The sequence below is a fragment of the Deltaproteobacteria bacterium genome (assembly GCA_016931625.1).
Classification (GTDB): domain Bacteria; phylum Myxococcota; class XYA12-FULL-58-9; order XYA12-FULL-58-9; family JAFGEK01; genus JAFGEK01.
The window spans coordinates 96291-114586 of record JAFGEK010000020.1 but is presented as its reverse complement, the minus strand read 5'-3'; the positions used below and the strand labels follow the sequence as shown (position 1 = coordinate 114586).

Annotated in this window: 18 protein-coding genes; 4 read left to right on the top strand and 14 right to left on the bottom strand. The window is 40.8% G+C overall.

The genetic code is table 11. The annotated features are described in order from the left end of the window. Positions 1-2: 2 nt before the first annotated feature. The 14 genes from JW841_01690 to JW841_01625 all read right to left on the bottom strand — a co-directional run bounded on the left by JW841_01690 (position 3) and on the right by JW841_01625 (position 13488). Positions 3-881: a protein-glutamate O-methyltransferase CheR gene (locus JW841_01690; protein MBN1959632.1), complete on the bottom strand. Its 879-nt coding sequence runs from the start codon at positions 879-881 to the stop codon at positions 3-5. Then, the gene (locus JW841_01685; GenBank protein ID MBN1959631.1) at positions 881-2872 is read right to left on the bottom strand and encodes a HEAT repeat domain-containing protein; all 1992 of its coding nucleotides are present in this window, start codon (positions 2870-2872) and stop codon (positions 881-883) included. The genes JW841_01690 and JW841_01685 overlap by 1 nt, the downstream gene beginning before the upstream one ends. Continuing rightward, a complete protein-coding gene (locus JW841_01680) occupies positions 2869-3642 on the bottom strand; it encodes a hypothetical protein (protein MBN1959630.1) in 774 nt (257 codons plus the stop codon). The genes JW841_01685 and JW841_01680 overlap by 4 nt, the downstream gene beginning before the upstream one ends. Next, positions 3639-4136: a chemotaxis protein CheW gene (locus JW841_01675; protein MBN1959629.1), complete on the bottom strand. Its 498-nt coding sequence runs from the start codon at positions 4134-4136 to the stop codon at positions 3639-3641. The genes JW841_01680 and JW841_01675 overlap by 4 nt, the downstream gene beginning before the upstream one ends. Then, positions 4133-4801 (bottom strand): purine-binding chemotaxis protein CheW, encoded by a 669-nt coding sequence (locus JW841_01670; GenBank protein MBN1959628.1) that lies wholly within the window; start codon positions 4799-4801, stop codon positions 4133-4135. Before JW841_01670 ends, JW841_01675 begins: the two co-directional genes overlap by 4 nt. Next, positions 4801-6918 carry a chemotaxis protein CheA gene (locus tag JW841_01665; protein MBN1959627.1) on the bottom strand — a complete coding sequence of 706 codons (2118 nt, stop codon included), beginning with the start codon at positions 6916-6918 and terminating at the stop codon, positions 4801-4803. Before JW841_01665 ends, JW841_01670 begins: the two co-directional genes overlap by 1 nt. Further along, positions 6915-7289, bottom strand: coding sequence for a response regulator (locus JW841_01660; protein MBN1959626.1), 375 nt, complete (start codon positions 7287-7289; stop codon positions 6915-6917). The genes JW841_01665 and JW841_01660 overlap by 4 nt, the downstream gene beginning before the upstream one ends. Positions 7290-7314: 25 nt before the next feature. Continuing rightward, on the bottom strand, positions 7315-9549 hold the full coding sequence (locus tag JW841_01655) for a DUF4388 domain-containing protein (protein MBN1959625.1): 2235 nt from the start codon (positions 9547-9549) through the stop codon (positions 7315-7317). Further along, the gene (locus tag JW841_01650; GenBank protein ID MBN1959624.1) at positions 9518-10012 is read right to left on the bottom strand and encodes a hypothetical protein; all 495 of its coding nucleotides are present in this window, start codon (positions 10010-10012) and stop codon (positions 9518-9520) included. Before JW841_01650 ends, JW841_01655 begins: the two co-directional genes overlap by 32 nt. Before the next feature lie 31 nt (positions 10013-10043). Next, entirely contained in the window at positions 10044-10490 is a 447-nt protein-coding gene (gene nusB / locus JW841_01645) for a transcription antitermination factor NusB (protein ID MBN1959623.1), read from the bottom strand. 1 nt (position 10491) lies between these two features. Beyond that, entirely contained in the window at positions 10492-10989 is a 498-nt protein-coding gene (locus tag JW841_01640; protein ID MBN1959622.1) for a 6,7-dimethyl-8-ribityllumazine synthase, read from the bottom strand. Further along, positions 10986-12164, bottom strand: coding sequence for a 3,4-dihydroxy-2-butanone-4-phosphate synthase (ribB, locus tag JW841_01635; GenBank protein MBN1959621.1), 1179 nt, complete (start codon positions 12162-12164; stop codon positions 10986-10988). Before ribB ends, JW841_01640 begins: the two co-directional genes overlap by 4 nt. Continuing rightward, positions 12161-12805, bottom strand: coding sequence for a riboflavin synthase (locus JW841_01630; protein ID MBN1959620.1), 645 nt, complete (start codon positions 12803-12805; stop codon positions 12161-12163). Before JW841_01630 ends, ribB begins: the two co-directional genes overlap by 4 nt. A 125-nt stretch (positions 12806-12930) precedes the next feature. Next, complete coding sequence (locus JW841_01625) at positions 12931-13488, bottom strand: discoidin domain-containing protein (protein MBN1959619.1); 558 nt, start codon at positions 13486-13488, stop codon at positions 12931-12933. Positions 13489-13835: 347 nt separating this feature from the next. On the opposite strand from JW841_01625, the gene JW841_01620 reads away from it, so the two are divergent. The 4 genes from JW841_01620 to JW841_01605 all read left to right on the top strand — a co-directional run bounded on the left by JW841_01620 (position 13836) and on the right by JW841_01605 (position 18216). After that, positions 13836-14213 carry a hypothetical protein gene (locus JW841_01620; protein MBN1959618.1) on the top strand — a complete coding sequence of 126 codons (378 nt, stop codon included), beginning with the start codon at positions 13836-13838 and terminating at the stop codon, positions 14211-14213. Positions 14214-14546: 333 nt separating this feature from the next. Continuing rightward, on the top strand, positions 14547-15050 hold the full coding sequence (locus JW841_01615) for a spore coat protein U domain-containing protein (GenBank protein MBN1959617.1): 504 nt from the start codon (positions 14547-14549) through the stop codon (positions 15048-15050). A gap of 129 nt (positions 15051-15179) precedes the next feature. Next, positions 15180-15848, top strand: coding sequence for a fimbria/pilus periplasmic chaperone (locus JW841_01610; protein ID MBN1959616.1), 669 nt, complete (start codon positions 15180-15182; stop codon positions 15846-15848). Next, on the top strand, positions 15832-18216 hold the full coding sequence (locus JW841_01605; GenBank protein ID MBN1959615.1) for a fimbrial biogenesis outer membrane usher protein: 2385 nt from the start codon (positions 15832-15834) through the stop codon (positions 18214-18216). The genes JW841_01610 and JW841_01605 overlap by 17 nt, the downstream gene beginning before the upstream one ends. The last annotated feature ends 80 nt before the right edge of the window (positions 18217-18296 follow it).

Sequence of the window (18296 nt, the reverse complement as noted above, 5' to 3'; positions counted from 1 at the left end):
ACCTACGATACCTTTTTAGGTCCAATTATTTTTGTATCTGGTGGCCTACGATATACGATATCATTTTTTAAGGCGACTAACTCAAATTTTGTACTTGAATTAATCAAAGATTCAGAATGGCCTAAAAGCAAAAAACCGCCTGGGCGAAGTTTACGATAAAATGCATCAATTAGTTGTACTCGGCTTTCAGCAGAAAAATAGATAAGTACGTTCCTACAAAAGACTACATCGACATTTGCTATTAGCGCCATGGAAGCTTCATCCATGAGATTTACATGACCAAAAGTAACTGAACTGCGAATTTCATCGTTTATTTGCCAACCGTCTTTCGCTTTGTGAAAATACTTATCACGATAGCGTTTATCGGTTTGACGAAACGAGTTCTCACGATAAAAACCAGCACGAGCTAAACGTAATACTTTTTTTGATACATCATTGCCAAAAATATCAAACTTGTATCCTTGTGTAGACTTAGCTTCTCTTACTAACATGGCAATAGTATAGGGTTCTTCGCCAGTGGCACATCCTGCAGACCAAATACGGATACGTTCTCTTGAGTCTCTATTAGAGGTAATTATTGGCATAATTTCATCAGTAAAGGCATCAAGCTGATAAGATTCTCGAAAAAAATAAGATTCGTTAGTAGTAATGCGTTCAACAATTTCATCAAATTCATTGTGAAGATCACGACCATATTTAATTAAACGATAATAATCACGAAAGCTAGTCAACCCATGAGCATCAAGTCGAGGTCGTAATCGACGTTCTACTAGATATGCCATCGATTGTGGTAAAAGTATTCCACAGTAGTTGTAAATGAGGCCTCTAATGAGGAGAAATTCCTCCTCAGTAATTGTTACAGCCTCAGTACCAAAGGCCATTATCCCCTGCCTCGACTAATAGTAAAAAGACGTTCAAGAGCATCAAGCACTAGTGGTTCGGTTTCATCCTCTAAGACTTTATTTAATATTTCTTCGCCAATAATTAAGTCACGATTCGCTAGTGCTTCAGCAGCCGCCAAGCGGACATGCCATGAACGATGCGATAAACATGGCAATAATAATGGCAATGTTTCTTCAACGCTCAGACGCATAGTGAGAACAATTGCTTCTCGCACTACTTCAGGATCAACATGCTGTAGAGCTCGCTCAACTGCATGCATTATACCTTTCGGTCGTAAACGGAATAAGCTCTGTAAAGCAGCAATAGCTACGGGTGCCTGCGAACTAGCTGCAGCATCAAGCAGGGTTGTAGCAGCTTTTTCACCACCAGCTCTTCCTAAAGCGCGTAAAGTCTCAGCTACAACTAAGGCATCTGTATCATTAACACTTACCATTAAAGCATTTATGACACGCTCACTATGGTAATGTCCTAAAGCTCTTGCAGCTACAGCTCGAACTGCTGGACTCTCGTCTGTTAGTGCTAAGACCACAACGTTTTCGTCTACTTCGCCGTGATATGCGCTAAAAGCCTCAATAGCAGCCCGACGTACATCAGAATCTCGGTGACGGCTTGCTGCCACAATAGTATCCATATCTTCGCTACGACCTATTAAACCAAGCACTATTATCCAAACCGGTCTAACATCTCCATTTGCCAATACTGCTCTAATTTTGCCAGCAACCTCTGAAGGATGTCGTATTCCTATTGCAGCTAATGCTAATGCCGTTTGGCGAACAATATCATTATCACCATTGCAAACGACATTCATTAATTGGTCAATACAATCTGGACCACCTAATTTACCTAAAGCACTTATTGCTGCTTCTGCAGCGCGTGGTTCTATACCAGAAGCAATGCTGAGTAATTTTGCAACAGCTCTTGGATCACCAAAACTTTCAATGACCTCTAAGGCTAATATCCGCGCATCAATTGATAAATCATCAATAGCATCTAATAACGGTGGAACTACTTCTGTACCCATTGGACGAATTGCATCAAATGCTGCTTTTACAAATGGTCTTGAGGCAACAGCTTCAAGAATTCGAGGAACAAAAGCTGGTTCACGAAGTATACCTAATACAACAACAGCTGCCTCTGTAATTGCATCATCTGGATTATCGAGAGCTTTTTCAATATCGGTGATTGCGTTAGGAGCAGCTTTAAGCAAATCACGTAACTCGAACTCAGAATTTTCGTCAAGATGCTGATACTGCAGCGCTAACGCACGAATAGCCTCATATCGTGCACCTTTAGCACCAGTAGTAATAGCTTCAACAAGTCGCTTTCTAGCTCGTTGATCATTGCATCGCCCTAATAAGGGGTGCACAAGCCGGGCAAGTTCTGGACGTTCAAAGAATAAAGCCAATTCTTCGTAGCGTAATTCCGCATGAAGTTCTTCAAGAGCGCTAAGGACGTAAGCGGTAAGCTGCATATCTTTTGTACGATTTGCAAGGCGAGCTCTCAAAGCTTCTACAGTGTCACGGTCACCTATATGCGCCAAGGCCGATACTACCGACGCTTTAACGTTTTCATCGCTGTCATCTAATGCAGCTATTAAACTATGGCCTACTCCAGCAGAACCAATTTCACCTAAAACTTCTACTACAAATTTTCGAATATCGACATCAGATGTCCCTAAAGCACGGATCAATTGTGGTACGGCTACTTCGCCAATGCGAATAAGAGTCTCAGCACAAGCACTTCGTAAACCAGCATTCTCTGGTTCACCCAATGCAGCAATAATCGATGGAATTAAATCTGGCCGTTTTCGTAAACCTTCTGCATGATTGAGTGTAGCTTTGCGCACACGCCAACTACGATGCCCTAATAAAGGTATGAGCTCATCACTAGTAACAGTGGCCAAATTTAGTGTTAAAGATTTGGCATGGCAGCGTTCTTCTTCAATATCATATGAAGTTACCGGATTCATGCTGTGCCTCCACGAAGCTCAGCAACTATCGCCGCTAAGGCTTCAGCAATCGGATCCCCCTGCACCGCTGCTTGACCCCCCACCATATCAGCAAGTAATCGTCGACCTTCATCGATTGCTACATCGAGTCTTTCATCTCTTTCACCTTTAGATAATTTTGATAATTCTTGCTGATGATATAAAGCGACATCAGCGGCAATACTACGCGCTAAAGTTAATATCCTCTCACTTCGATTTAATTCATTTCGTGTATCTGGCCCGTCAATCGCTTTGAACTTCTCATGAGATGAAGGAGCTGGTATCTGTAGTAAAGCACATAGTTTTTCTGGCAAAAGATCATGCACATGATGTTGTTCAACATAATCATCTGCACCATATAGCGATGTCGGTCTTCGTTTATATGCTGTGTGATTAAAAACCGAAGCAATTAATATAACTTTTATTCCGTTAAACTCTTTGCGTGAACGAATACGTTCAATTATTTGAAAAGACATTACCTCTGGCAAAGCTACATCTAGCACCGCTGCATGTGGATGTTTCTTTTCAAGTAAATGCATGGCAATAGCGCCATTTGGTGCATGCATCGGCCATAGTCCTGTCTCTGCTACAATAAAACCAATACGTGCTGCAATATTCTCTGACTCATGTGCAACTATGACTTTTAAATCACTCGTTTGTGGAAAAACCATAGCGTGACAAGTGTCACAACGAGACCATGCGACGTTATTATGAACAATTTGCTTGCTGCATGATGGACAAAAAAACGTCACATGCTACTCCGTGCAATTTCGTTGGCGCCAACTACATCGATACTATCTTCACTAGCAACAACATTTTTAACATTTAGAAGCAGCAAGGTCCGCCCACGGTATTGACATACGCCTAAAAAATAAGGGGCTTGTTCTGGTGTAAAAATACCAGGTGCTCCCCTAATAGTATTACGGGGCGCACGTACAACTTCAGTTACAGAATCGACAACTATACCCAATACACGACCTTCAACCATAAGAATAATAATTCTACGACGTTCTGAATCTTCAGGAGGTAGCTCGAAACGAACACGTAAATCGACAATCGGAATGACTTCTCCACGTAAGTTGATAACTCCCTCGACAAAACGTGGTCCTTTGCGTACTTTAGTTACTGTCAGTGGTCGAATTATTTCACGCACTCTCATTATATCAACCACATACTCTTCTTGGCCAACACGAAAAGCTGTCAGCTGCACCAGTTCGCTGTCTTGCTTTTCAGTAACATAATTCATGCGGCAGCATCCATAATAGCAATAACTGAACTAACTTCGAGAATAATGAACAAACGGGAATCTAATCGGCCAACACCTCGAACAAACTCGCTAGTTTGACGGCGCATCGCGTGTGGTGTTGCTTCAACCTTTTTAGCATCAAAACGTGTTACACTAGTTACACGGTCAACTAATAATCCAATTGGATCATCTTCAGAGCGAACAACCAAAATTCGCGTCTGACGAGAAATAGGTCGTTCTTCTAGATGTAACACACGACGTAAATCTAAAATTGGCACGATCGTTCCACGCAAAGATATTATACCAAGCACCGCAGAACCAGCACGAGGAAGTTCGGTTATTGGTTGAACCTTAATTATTTCTTGAATTTCGATAATCGAAATTGCGTACTCTTCATCAGCTACCCAAAAAGCTAATAATTCTAGCGTCTGCTCAGTTTTGCCTATTTTCTTATCACCCTTGGTGCCACCTGAGACAAAGCTCTTTGTCATTAAGGCTTTTTCATTTTCGGATACAAAAAACTCTTGCAATGGATCATAAGTAACATCTCTAGATTCATTTTCAGAATTTTCTAAAACAGTTGATTCGGAAGTATTCGATATAGATTTTGTAGATATTGCCTTTTTTCGTGATATTACATCTTCACGCGATGGTGTTTTCTTCATCAAGCCTCCGTCGCAGCGCTATCCACGGCAAGCTCATTAATGAGTGCTACCATATCGATAACTAAAATGGTTTTTTGGTTACCTAGTTCAGTAGCTCCAGCAATTCCCTTAATGTGCTGCAAGCGGCGCCCTAAAGATTTTATAACAATATCTTGTTGTCCAACAAGTTCATCAACAACTAGGGCCATACGATGTTGACCAACTCCAGCAACAACTCCATAACAAACTTCTGGGCGTTCTTTTGTTTCCATCCGAAAGTGATGACGCAAATCAACTAAGGGAACTGTTGCGCCTCGTACAGATATTACCTCACGACGTTCAATAGTGCTTACTGTAGTATCTTCAATAGCTAAAGTTTCAAGAACGTTGTTTAGTGGAATGGCATAAGTACGTCCCGCAACGGCAACTACCAATGCTGGAATGATTGCTAAGGTAATAGGTAACGTCACAGTAATCGAAGTGCTTTTACCTTTTACTGAAAAAATATCTATAACACCTGATAACTGAGAAATATTATTTTTAACAATATCAAGACCAACACCGCGACCACTATATTCTGAAACTTCGCTTCTTGTTGAAAATCCTGCAATAAAAAGTAGATTAAAAATCTCCCGTCTAGTAAGTTCTTTGGCACGTTCAGGAGTAACAAGTTTCTTTGCAACAGCCATCTTAATAACTTTTTCAGGATCAATGCCACCGCCATCATCAGAAACTTCAACGATAACATGATTGCCTTGCGCAAGAGCAGAAAGACGAACAGTACCTTCAGGATCTTTGCCAGCAGCAGCACGCACTTCGGGAGTTTCTATGCCATGATCAATAGCATTTCGAATTAAGTGCATTAAAGGATCTGCGAGATCTTCCACAATAAGCTTATCAAGCTCAGTGTGCTCTCCAGAAACTTCAATTCGCACTTGTCGCTTAAGCTCACGACTTATTTTACGCCCTACTCTCACCATACGCTCAAAGAGATTAGCAAGTGGCACCATTCGTACTTCCATGATACCTGCTTGCAGTTCAGATAAGCGTCGTTCGAAATTACGGCTTTCTTTATGTAAATCAACAGCAAGTCCGACAAAACCAATCTGTTGTTTCATTACATCGCTGATATGTAAAAAAGCGGTTTTCGTGAGTGATAACTCACCAACTAAATTCATCAATCGATCAAGACGGCGAATATCTACCCGTACAGTTTGTGAAACACTTTTAACACTGGCAGACTCATCTTGCGAAGAACGAGCAAACTCACTGCCTTCAACAGCTAATTGTGAGTTGCTACCTTCAATATTTTTATCTTGCTCTACGATCGCATCCGATTTAGTAGTATCCTTTTGTGGTATCGGCATCGCTCTTTTTTTCAGAGCGGTAGCCACCATCTGTTTTCGCTGAATTGTTGTGATCTCTATGCGGTCGTCGCCTAAGGTCTTACTCAATTCTTGAATGTTACTATCTGAACCAACTATAATATCAAATGAAATTGAACCTGATTCTGCAGTTTTTGAACTTGGAAGCTTAGTAATAACTTCTCCGATGCTTTTAACTGCTGCATCTAATTCAGCAAGCCCCAAATCGAAATTTGCAAGGTCGAAAGTTATACGCAAAATATATAAATTACGACCGCGTTTAATATTTTCTTTAAGGCGATGCTCTTCATACTCAGTTAAAACAGTGCGTACCTCACTACCCAACTCAATAAATTCAAGTGGATCTGCGGTATCGGCTGCGTCCCCTCTAGCAACTTTTTCAAGACGTTTAGTTAAATCTTCAACATTTGCATTACAATCTTCACCCGTTGCTGCTGCTGCAATAAGAGAATTAAAGCGTTCAACGCATGCAAATAAAACATCTAAACCTACAGGGTCGATATGCACACGACCAAGTCGCATACCATCAAGTACACTTTCGAGGCTGTGGGCAAGTCGGGAAATCGAATCGAACCCAAACATCCCAGAAATGCCTTTAAGCGAATGAGCGCTACGAAATAAATTATTAACCCGCTCAGGATCGATTTCACCACCAGTACTAGATTCATTTTCAGCAACAATAAGATCGCGATTAAGAACATCAACAATCTCTTGGGCTTCAGAAATGAAATCCTGGTTTACTGGTGGGCTCATGTTGCACTCCCAAGTAAACGCAACACTGCCGCCTTAAGGTCATCTGGGATAAAAGGTTTTGTGATATATGCATTTGCTCCTAAAGCCAAACCTTTAGCACGATCACGCTCACTCGACTCTGTAGATACAATAAGCACGGGTGTCTGGGTATAATTAGGATTTTTACGTATGAACGACAGCAGCTCAAGACCGTTGATATCTGGCATATTTATGTCAGTAATAATCAAAGCAAATCGTTCACGCGGCAGCTGTCTTAATGCGTCAAAACCACCTGCGACCTCGACAACTTCACAGTCATCGACCTGATCGACAATAGACGCAATCAAGCCGCGCATCGCCGATGAATCCTCGACCACCAGCACCTTGCGCATATTCACCTCGTATAGAACACTTTATTTAAAAGTTGCTGCGATACTTGCGCGAATCTTCAAGCTTACGCTCAAGTAAAGCTCGGTCCATCGCCAATCCAGCTTGCTGTAAGAATATCTCAAGACTATCGGTAAGTCCCAATGCTTTTCCAGAAGGATTATCTCCAAATAAGATAGCAGCCACACGATCGCCAGAAATAAGCGGTGCAGCAACAGCTTCATTTGTCGGCCAAGTTCCACTTAGTCCCTCAATCAAACGACGATTTCCATCACAATCTTTCAATGGTGCTCTAATCATAGAACGAAAATGACAGACGCGGGAAAAAATTGATTCAATTTCGACAGGAATTTGAATCCTCCGTACACGACTGACAAATTGATCGGATGCTTCATCGATACTGAAACCTCCTAAACCTACAAAAACACGTCTTGTTGCTAAAAACAAACCTGCACGTTCAACTAAATGACTTGCAAAACGTAGAACAAGTAAGGTTACCGTTTCTCGATTAGACGGGTCAACCAGCTCTGCAAGCATTGAGCGTAAAATTGCCATATCTCCAGCAGAAAGCATTGGTGGTGGTAGGTCATTTTCAAAACGTACACCTAATGCATCAATTTCGCTGCTTATTGCTGTACTTAAATCAAAATTTGCAAATGTATTGTTTTTTGAAGAAATAGAAGAATGTTCAGGTAGTGATAGCTCTTCTTGGTTATCGCTATCTGGTAATGATTTAGCTGCAATTTCATTGCTTAAAGTTTCATGCATCGCCGGTTTTTTAATCGGTGACGGTAAATCATTTACAAAAATATTTACATTTGCAGTTGAAGAATCTGTCGTTAAAATAGGTGCAGATTGAATTGATGCGGTTGTTGTTAAATTTAAAGTTTCTGATTTTTGATCAAGATTATCATTTGATGCAGTTTTGATATACGGGGCCAACACACCAGAAAGACTAACAATAAATTCTGCGAAGACCTCTTGGCCTCCTTGCTTAATTGCTGCTTGTACTTGAGCCTTACGAGGTTTTTGCAAGGTTGCAAGTGCCCCAAGATTTTTTGCACGAGTTTCGGCTTCTTCGTTTTGATAATCAGTAAATAAAACTACGGGTATATTCGACCATCGTTGACGAATTTTCTCAAGAATTTCAATACCACCTAAAATACCCTTGCCATCCGAGCGAGCAATTATTAAATCTGAAGCTATTACTAAATTTTCAGGATCTTTTTCTATCTCATTGAAGGCATCGCTGACACTTTCGCTAGTTGTGATTTCAACAAAATTATCAGCAAAGGCATCACGAATATATTTAGTTACTAATGGGTCATCATCAATAGCGAGTAATCGATAACCTGCATTTGTTTTCAATGTTGATAGTGATTGGCCTGCTGTTTGTAGTAATGAAACCGAATTGTCTATAGTTTTAACAGGGTTACTTTCAATTGTTGCAGATGGTACTTGTTTTATTTCAGTTTCGTTAGACTGTTTTTGTATTGTTATTGTATCTTCTATTTTTGCTAATTTTGCAGGTTCAAAAGATTTTAAAGGCGGGGTTGCAATATTTATATTAACACTATGTTCGGGCAAAGAATCAAGTTCAGCCGCATTACGTAGTTTTGCTGCAATTTCTTTAACATCTAAAGCAGAGTTCGCACTATGGCTTTCGCTTGGTTCCTGAGCTTTTAATAAAAAGGTCGATAATGTATCTTCTTTAGCTTTCTCATCGCGTATACGTGCACCTTCGATCGCTAAATATTGTGGATTAAGACCATTTTCAGCAACAGCCCTAGCCCCTTCAAGAGCAAATCCACGCCAAATATCTGGAGAGTCTTCAAGAACGAATGAAAATGTCCCTTCATTCCATTCAAACATAGTATATATTACATGTTTAAGAACATTTTCGAGAGTTTCTTGCAGTGCCTCTGGATTAACACCTGTTAAATTAAAAAGTTCAGGCCCACGTTTGCCATTTCGTTGGGCGGCTAACATATCCTGATAAGAATTCGGTGCAAGCACACCCTCTGCAAGCAAATCTTCGCCTATACTATTTTTGGCATTTGAACGAAAAGCTGCAACAACCCTGCCAGCACGAAAAACAATCTCGCCTGATTCTACCGGAGTAGTAAGCTGCAGGGTACCAGAACGACGGCTTAGCGAGACAATTTGAAAAATGTCGCCAAGTCCAAGGTCTGCAAGATTTCCAACCAGGCTCAGAGTATCCCACCTTTCATGGTCATAACTCGTACTCTGTGAGCACAAGTTCAATTAGTCCAGGTAACTCCGCTTCAAGAGCATTAATAAATTGCTCTTCTAACTCTGGTTTTTCTCTCGCAGATGGTACTGCGAAGACCATGCGTTTAACTCCTGCCAAGGTCATTACTTCATACGCTTTTCGGCAAGCCTTCCGTATATTCGTCGTTGACACCTCACTTGTCTGCCCAAGGCCGAAAACAAAAAGTCGATGCACTGTTAAACGGCTTGAAACTGGCGTTAACATTACCTCAAAAAGATCCGCCTCAAATTGCCTTTTTTCAATGGTACGGGACAACGCACCGCATAATCGCCAATCAATATATCCTACTGGTCCAACTAAAGGAGCAACATCAGACCAACAAAAAGCACCAACTGATTCAACTTCAAGAGCATCAAGCGCAGCTAAATCGCAGCGTAGGAAAACACTCTTTTGCCCCAAGCGATTTGGCGGTTTACTATTTGCTTGCGCTTTCATAATGTTTCTCACTCGTACATTTTTAGTTAAGCTATATTGCCTGATTACTGCCAGTATTTTCTGAACCTCCCACTTGGTCTAGTATTCCGTTCACAAAAGCTGCTGATTCTTTACCAGAAAATCGTTTTGCTATTTCAACAGCCTCGTTAATACTCACTACACGTGGAATATCAGGACAATATAGAATCTCGTAAGCAGCAACACGAATCAAGCAACGATCTACTTTTCCCATACGTGCCACTCGCCAATTTTGCGATACTTTAGCAATTGCTTCATCAAGATCGTGCAAATTCGCAGTTACACCTCGAATTAGACATTCAGCAAAATTGCGATCCTCTTCATCAACATTTTCAAAACTTTGCCAAAAATAATTAATGGCTTTATCGACATTAACTTTTTGACCATTATTTTCAAGTTCGCGGTTAACGTCCATTTGATATAGTATTTGAAGAGCACACTCCCTGCCACGACGCCGCATACTAACTTGTCCTTACTGGTAAATTCTTCCATAGCTGAGCCATCTCAATGGCTGCTATAGCTGCATCAAAGCCCTTGTTGCCACCCTTCGTTCCTGCACGCTCAATGGCTTGTTCTATGTTATCACAAGTAAGCACCCCAAAAATTATTGGTACATCACTTTGCCAAGCTGCCTCGGCAATTCCTCTGGTCATTTGGGCTGAAATATACTCAAAATGTGGTGTACCACCGCGAATTACTGCCCCTAAACAACAAATAGCGTGATAAAGACCACTTTGTGCCAACCGCCTAGCTACTAAAGGCATTTCGAAAGTACCGGGAACCCACGCAATATCAATTTTATCAGCGCCATGACGATGAAAACCATCACGCGCACCATCAATTAATTTTTCGGTTATAAAATTATTAAATCTACTGGCTACAATTGCAAAACGTAAGCCATCACCTGATAAAATTCCTTCATAAACATTTGCTATCTGGGGGTCTTTTAGGTTCATCATGATGATTGTATTCCTCCTACATGCGCGTCAACCACTACAGAAGTAGCATTAGTATACTCAAATTCAAGTGGTTGTACTCCATCGATTGTCAAACCAAAGCCCTCGATACCAGCATAGCGCTTTGGTTGATTTGTTAAAATACGAATGCGGGTAAGACCAAGGTCACGCAAAATTTGTGAACCAATACCAATATCGCGAAATACTCCACTTTTCTCATCACTTTTATTCACATCTTTTGAGCCTCCAATAGAACGTAAACGTTGTTCAAGTGTAATATTGGGGGGTAAACCTTGATTAAGACAAACAACAACACCACAGTCAGCTTTGGCAACACTGGTAAGTGCCGCATTTAATTGAGCATAATCATCACTGAAAAGATCAGCATACAAGTTACTGAAAGTATGACCGACATGCACGCGAACTAATGGCGGTTCGTTGGCGCTAATATCGCCTTTTACAATAACTAAATGTTCATGTGAATCTAAAGTAGTTCCGTAAGCATATAGTACTACTTCTCCCCAACGTGGGTGCATTACCTGTCGTGCGACCAAACGCCGAACTAAAGTTTCATGAGCTAAACGATAATTAATCAGCTCAGCAATACTTAAAATTGTTAGATCATGCTCTTGAGCAAAACGAGTAAGGTCAGACATACGCGCCATCGATCCATCGTCATTCATTATCTCACAAATAACCCCGGCAGGATAAAGTCCTGCTAAGCGTGCGAGATCAACCGAACCTTCGGTTTGCCCGGTGCGTACAAGCACACCACCATCACATGCGCGTAGAGGAAAAATATGGCCTGGTCTCACTAGGTCTTCAGGACGAGTTTTAGGGTCGATGGCTGTTAACACCGTTGTAGAACGATCATGAGCGCTAATACCGGTGGTCACTCCTCGGCGTGCTTCAATCGGTACAGTGAAAGCAGTACCATAAGCGCTGGTATTCTCATCGACCATCATCGGCAGCTCAAGCTGGTTAATACGAGCACTGGTTAATGTTAGGCAAATTAAGCCACGACCAAATTTAGCCATAAAATTGATGGTTTCAGGAGTAATTTTTTCTGCAGCGATACAAAGATCTCCTTCATTTTCACGATCTTCGTCGTCGACCAGGATAATCAATCGCCCATCGCGGATTTCCTGAATCGCCCGCTGTACGGGCTCAAATGTCATAAAAACCCCTTAGCTTCGAGGAATTCTTGAGTCAAGCAACCTGATGATTGCTCTTTGTTGTAATTTAATAAGCGCTGTACATAGCGAGCAATGGTATCTACCTCTAAATTTACTGTAGATCCATAAGGTAAATTATTTAAAATCGTCACTTGTCGCGTGTGTGAAATTAAAGCCACCCAAAATAATGCACCACGAATTTGTGTTACTGTAAGTGAAACACCAGATACCGCAATTGCACCTTGATCCGCAATTAATGGCAAAATCGTTTTAGGGGCTTCGATACCCAAATAAAGAGTATTCTCTTTGAAATTACGTTCTCGGATAAATCCGATACCATCAACATGACCGCTTACTAGATGGCCAGCAAGGTGATCACCTAAACGCAATGCGCGTTCAAGATTCACTTGGTCACCAATTCGCAATTCACCTAAATTGGTGCGGGCAAGAGTTTCGGCTGCAGCTTCATAAACTATACTATGAGATTCTTTTAAAATCGCTGTAAGACAACACCCATTAATGGCAACTGAATCACCAATAGCAACACCTTCAACAGGAATTGTCGATTCAATACAAATAAGACTTGGTGAGTTACCCGTAATTCTTTGTACGGTACCCACAGTTTCAACAAGACCGGTAAACATTGATGATAATTTAAAAACACTACAGCGTTGGCGCTACTTTTTAGGTAGTACCAACGCTGTTTGACTAAAGTGAACGTGACGGAATAAATAACGCCGCCACTGTTTATATTAATAACGGCTTATTTTTATTTCTCGTATACTTCGATTTCCCATGGTGAATAGCCATAGGCAGTACCACGTTTGATACCAAGGAGTTTAACATAATGACCCTGAACTGGAGGGTCGATTTTGTGTACTGAACGGCCTACGTGACCATCTTTCTCGTGATAAGCGACTTTCCATTCTTTGGCATCGTCAGAAACGAGAATTTGATACTCAAGACCATAAGCGGCTTCCCAGGTAATAACTACGGTACCGATAGTCTTGACTTCGCCTAAATCTATATAAATCCAGCCAACTGTTGGGTCAGGATCAGTAAAGAAGTTTGAACCCCAACGAGTGCTGAGATCACCATCAACCGCATATTTTGGTGCCATTTCGGCTTTTTCGTCAGAAGAACTGACTGCTGGCTTGTTAAGTGCCAGATTTTCACCGAGGGGGTTTGGTTCTTCAGCATCGCCACCTTCAGCACTAGCTTGAGCATCACCACCAGCTTTGGTAGTTGCGCAACCGGGCTGACCCACAGCGATCGCTAAACCAAAAAACGCTACGAGCAGACAACGCGAAAGATCTATATACCTCATACCTTCTCCTTTGGGTTTTTGTTGGTCCAAAAAGAGCAAACTGTATTTCATAATCACAGTCAGGCGTCAAATCATTCTGCAAAAGTTCTAAAACAGTTTTTTTAAAGGCGATCGAGTATTGTTTATAACTTTGGGTAATTATTAGCAAATCAAGGAGTTATACTGGATAGACAAATACTGCATTGTAAAGAGTAAGATATTTACCTACAAGTAGAAAAGACCCAGAGTCCTAGGGCATCCCCATAGATAAGCCATAGCAATAACCTATGCTGTGTTAATAGTCTATTATTATTAACTAGTTATAGATATTGCCTAACTTGGCATTGCCCTTGCTTATAACAATAAGTATGCGTTGGTTACTTGTTACATTTTCAGTTTTTTTCAGCAGCCAGACGGTTTTTGCCGCTAAGAGTGATAGACTTACTGTCAGCGTTAAAGTGATGCCAACTTGTGCAATTGCAAATTCTGCGTCAGCCATTAACGACACACTCGAAGGTAACATTACCGTCAGATGCACTAGAGGAACCATACATCCGCTTACTAGCGCACGTACGGATATAAACAAAGTTACGTCATCGCACATTAAACTCAATTCCAATACATCGCCTGACCAAAATGCAATCCACGTCTCACGCGTTATGTTAGCTAGTACTTCAACCGATACTGATTATCTTCTAGCTTCGAATACCCCAGCTTCGACAGTAATCACTACTTTGAATTTCTAATCCATCCATTCTCTAAAATTATTAAACATCTCCGTGCATTCAACACATTTAGAATAATTATTAAGCATGTCATGTATGTCGGTGTATAATATCAGCATGAATATTTTGCTTAAATACCTTAAAAATGCGTGAATATCGACACGCAACTATGTAAAATATGCATAGTTAATGTAACCATAGCTACCACCTGCAATATTATAATACCTTGTTTTTATTATACTTTTTCGTATGTAAAAAGTGCCAAACACCATTTTAATAGTTGGCACCAAAAATGCTCTACTATTTATCCAAGAAAACACACGCATTGCGGATGCGTTAGACTGGAGCACGGAAATGGCAAAATCATTCAAAATTAGTTTAGTAACCATCGCTTTTTTAACTGCGATTTCTTCGTCAGCTTTGGCTGCTACTGCTACTGCCAACCTCGATGTTAGCGCTGTAGTAGTTAATAATTGCAGTATCACCACCGCAGCGCTGGCATTTGGCACCTACGATCCTATCGTCGCTAACGCGGCCGTCGACCTAGATGCAACTGGCACTGTGACTGTGACCTGTACCCAAGGAGCAACGACAACAATAGGTCTTGGTCTTGGCGTCAATGCTTCTGGTACCCAACGACGGATGAATGACGGTGGCACTGGTTATTTAGAATATGACCTTTACCAAGATGCAGGCAGAACGACTTCATGGGGTGATGCGGCTCCTGATTTGCTAACTCCAGCTCCAGCACCCAGTAGCGCCCCTCGCCCCTTTACGGTTTACGGTCGCGTTAGCGCCGGTCAAGATGTACCAGCCGGCTCATACAATGATACCGTAGTAGCTACTGTAAACTTCTAAGAACAATAATTAGACCCTCAAGGCACCTTGCTTTACAATCTATGCATGCGCTGCCTCTACCCCATCCTGACCGCTTACTTACTCCTTATAACTAACCCTGCACTTGCAAGCACATTTAGTGTCAAACCGGTGCAAGTCACACTATCGTCAGATACCTCAAGCACTTTATTAATGATAACTAATGATAGTGCTGAAACCCTGCGTTTGCAGGTACGTGGGTTTTCTTGGGATCAGAAAAACAATGGTGAAATGGTATTAAAACCTACACAGGATATTGTTTTCTTTCCAACCTTATTAATGCTTCAACCTAAAGAGAAAAGAAATATCCGTGTGGGTACAAGAGTGAAAGCTAGTGATATAGAAAAATCATATCGCATATTTGTCACTGAACTACCGCCAGATAATAAAGACAAAAATACTGCTGAAGGTAATCAGTTAAGAATATTAACCGAGCTGGGTATCCCAATTTTTATTCATCAGGGCACCGCTAAACATAGTGTCAGTATCGAAAAAATAGTGCTAGCTAAACACCAGGTGAGTTTTGCCATATTAAATACAGGTAATGTGCATTTTTCTTTACGTAAAATTAATTACTCGATCACTAATACCAAAGGCTCCATAATAAAGGAGCAAAGCTTTGATGGTTGGTATGTCCTTTCAGGCGGCCAAAGAATCTACAATGTGGAATTAACTGCAGATGAATGTAAAAATAGCAAAGCATTAAATTTAAACATTGAAACCGATTTTACTACAGTGACCAAGAGCATGGATCTCCCAGTAAATGTATGTGGGCCTTAAAATAGGTGCTTTAGCACGTTATTTTTATTTTATATTCCGACTCTTGGCGCGGCATCAACGAACTGTATTTATATTTATCTTCTTTATTAGTCTGCCAGCATTAGCCATCTCTGATCTACCTGAAGATCCCACTATGTTACCCTTACCCATAGTAGTACCAATGTCGGTAAATTCAGTACCCAAGGGTGAAGTGTTAATCTATTTACTTAATAAGGATATTTATTTGCGAGTTAATGACTTACTTGCTGCAGGCATTAAAGAAACCAAAGGTACTTATAATATTTTTTATGGCGAAGACATGGTGTTGTTAAAATCGTTAGCGCCAAAAATAACTTATACCTTTGACGAGCAAACACTTAGTTTAAGCTTAACTGCTGCCCCTGATTTTTTTGCACCGACGACTATTAGCATGAGGTCTAATCGACCCAAGGATATCCAATATCCACGTGATAACAGTCTATTATTAAATTATGCTATTGATTGGAGCAATAGTACCGATTTTAGTGGGTTTTCTGAGTTGGCATTTAATTCACCTTGGGGACTACTTTATAACAGCGTCAGACGTACTACTTTAGGTGAATTTGTTCGCGGACCAAGTTATTTTGTTTATGATGACACAGAAAATCTAACGCGCTGGACTCTTGGTGACGCGCAAGCTAGTACCGGACTTTTAGGTAGTAGCGCACAATTTGCGGGTATTAGCGTTGCACGTAATTTTGCTCTTGACCCCTATTTTTTACGGCAACCAGGACATGGTATTTCAGGTTCAGTATTAACCCCAGCAACTATTGAAATTTATCGTAATGGGATATTTCTGCGGCGTGAACAATTGCCGCCAGGACCTTTTAATATTGAAAATATTCCAACACCAGTAGGTCGAGGTTCGGTAGAAGTAATTATGCGTGATGCTTTTGGCGAAAGTCGTGAAATAATTTCGCCTTATTATTTTGCAGCATCTTTATTATCGCCAGATATTACGGAATTTTCGGTCAATCTAGGGGTCCTACGCGAAAACACCCAAAAAAGTTTTGACTATGGTAAAGCTGTAGTTCTTGGATATTACCGCACAGGTGTTAATGATTGGTTGACGGTTGGTGGTCGCACTGATGCCACACCATGGCAAACTAATTTTGGTCCTACCATTAGCTTGGGTTTACCTATTGGTGAATTAGAGCTTGCAGGCGCCATGAGTTTTAGTGAAAACCGCACTGGTTCTGCCGGAGCGTTAATCTATACTAACTCTAGTCGATATCTTAGTTTTGGCGGCTCGCTACAAGTGCAAAACAATGCTTACACCAGCCTTAATTCATCGACTGAAATTGAAAAATTACCTATCGATGCTGCAGCTTTTATTTCATTACCATTACCTTTTGGTGTAGGTTTGTCACTACATTATGATTTAGGTGTGCATCAGAACCATACCGCCACACATCAATTTTCGGTTAATACTAATTGGCAGCTTGGTGCGTTAAGTTTCTTTTTAACAACAGATTTAACAATTGAAGATAATTCAACTACTACCTCTGCTTTTATAGGCTTGACTTACACAATGCCGCAATCGACTAGCGCCGCGGTATCACATCAAACTGGTGCAAATGCCACTACAACTTTTCAAATGCAAAAACCCTTACCTCCTAATGAAGGCATCGGTTACCGCTCTGAATTACAAACATTTAACGCTGGTGGTGGTGCCGCACGGGCGTTAATGCAGTATCAATGGGATTATGGACGCTATGAAGCTAGCTATGATGGTATCCATAATGAGTATGGTGCACAGAACACCGGCAGTGTAAGTGCAACTGGTTCTTTAGTTTGGCTTGACGGGTCGCTTAAAGCCAGCAGACCAATAAGTAATAGTTTTGCATTAGTACGTTTACCAAAAACACCCGATGTCTCCGTATTACTAGACAATCAAATTATTGGTCAAACTGATGCTAGTGGAGAATTTTTAGTGCCCAATTTATTACCATATTATGGCAATCGCATAAGTATAAGTGATGCTGATGTTCCTTTTAATTATGAAATTGAGCAATCGGAAGTAATAGTTGCTCCACCATATAGAGGTGGAGCATTAGTAGAGCCAAAGATGCGTAAAATGCAAGCTATTATCGGCAAAATCATTCTCATCAAGGATGACGAAATACTTCAACCAAATTATGGAGATTTAACCATCGCGACCAACAATGGCATTATGACATCACCTCTTGGCGCGAATGCTGAATTTTATTTTGAAAACCTGCGCTCAGGAACTTATCAGGCTACAATATATTATAGCGGTACAAACTGCATTTTTGCTTTAGTTGTACCACAAAAAGACGAACAATTTATCGACTTGGGAGTAGTTAAATGTATTGCCATTTCGGAATAAAAAAATTTGATAAGGTCGTTAAACCCCGACCTATCAGCTATAATGATAAAAAGACATTAAGTAGATTTAATATTCTATCA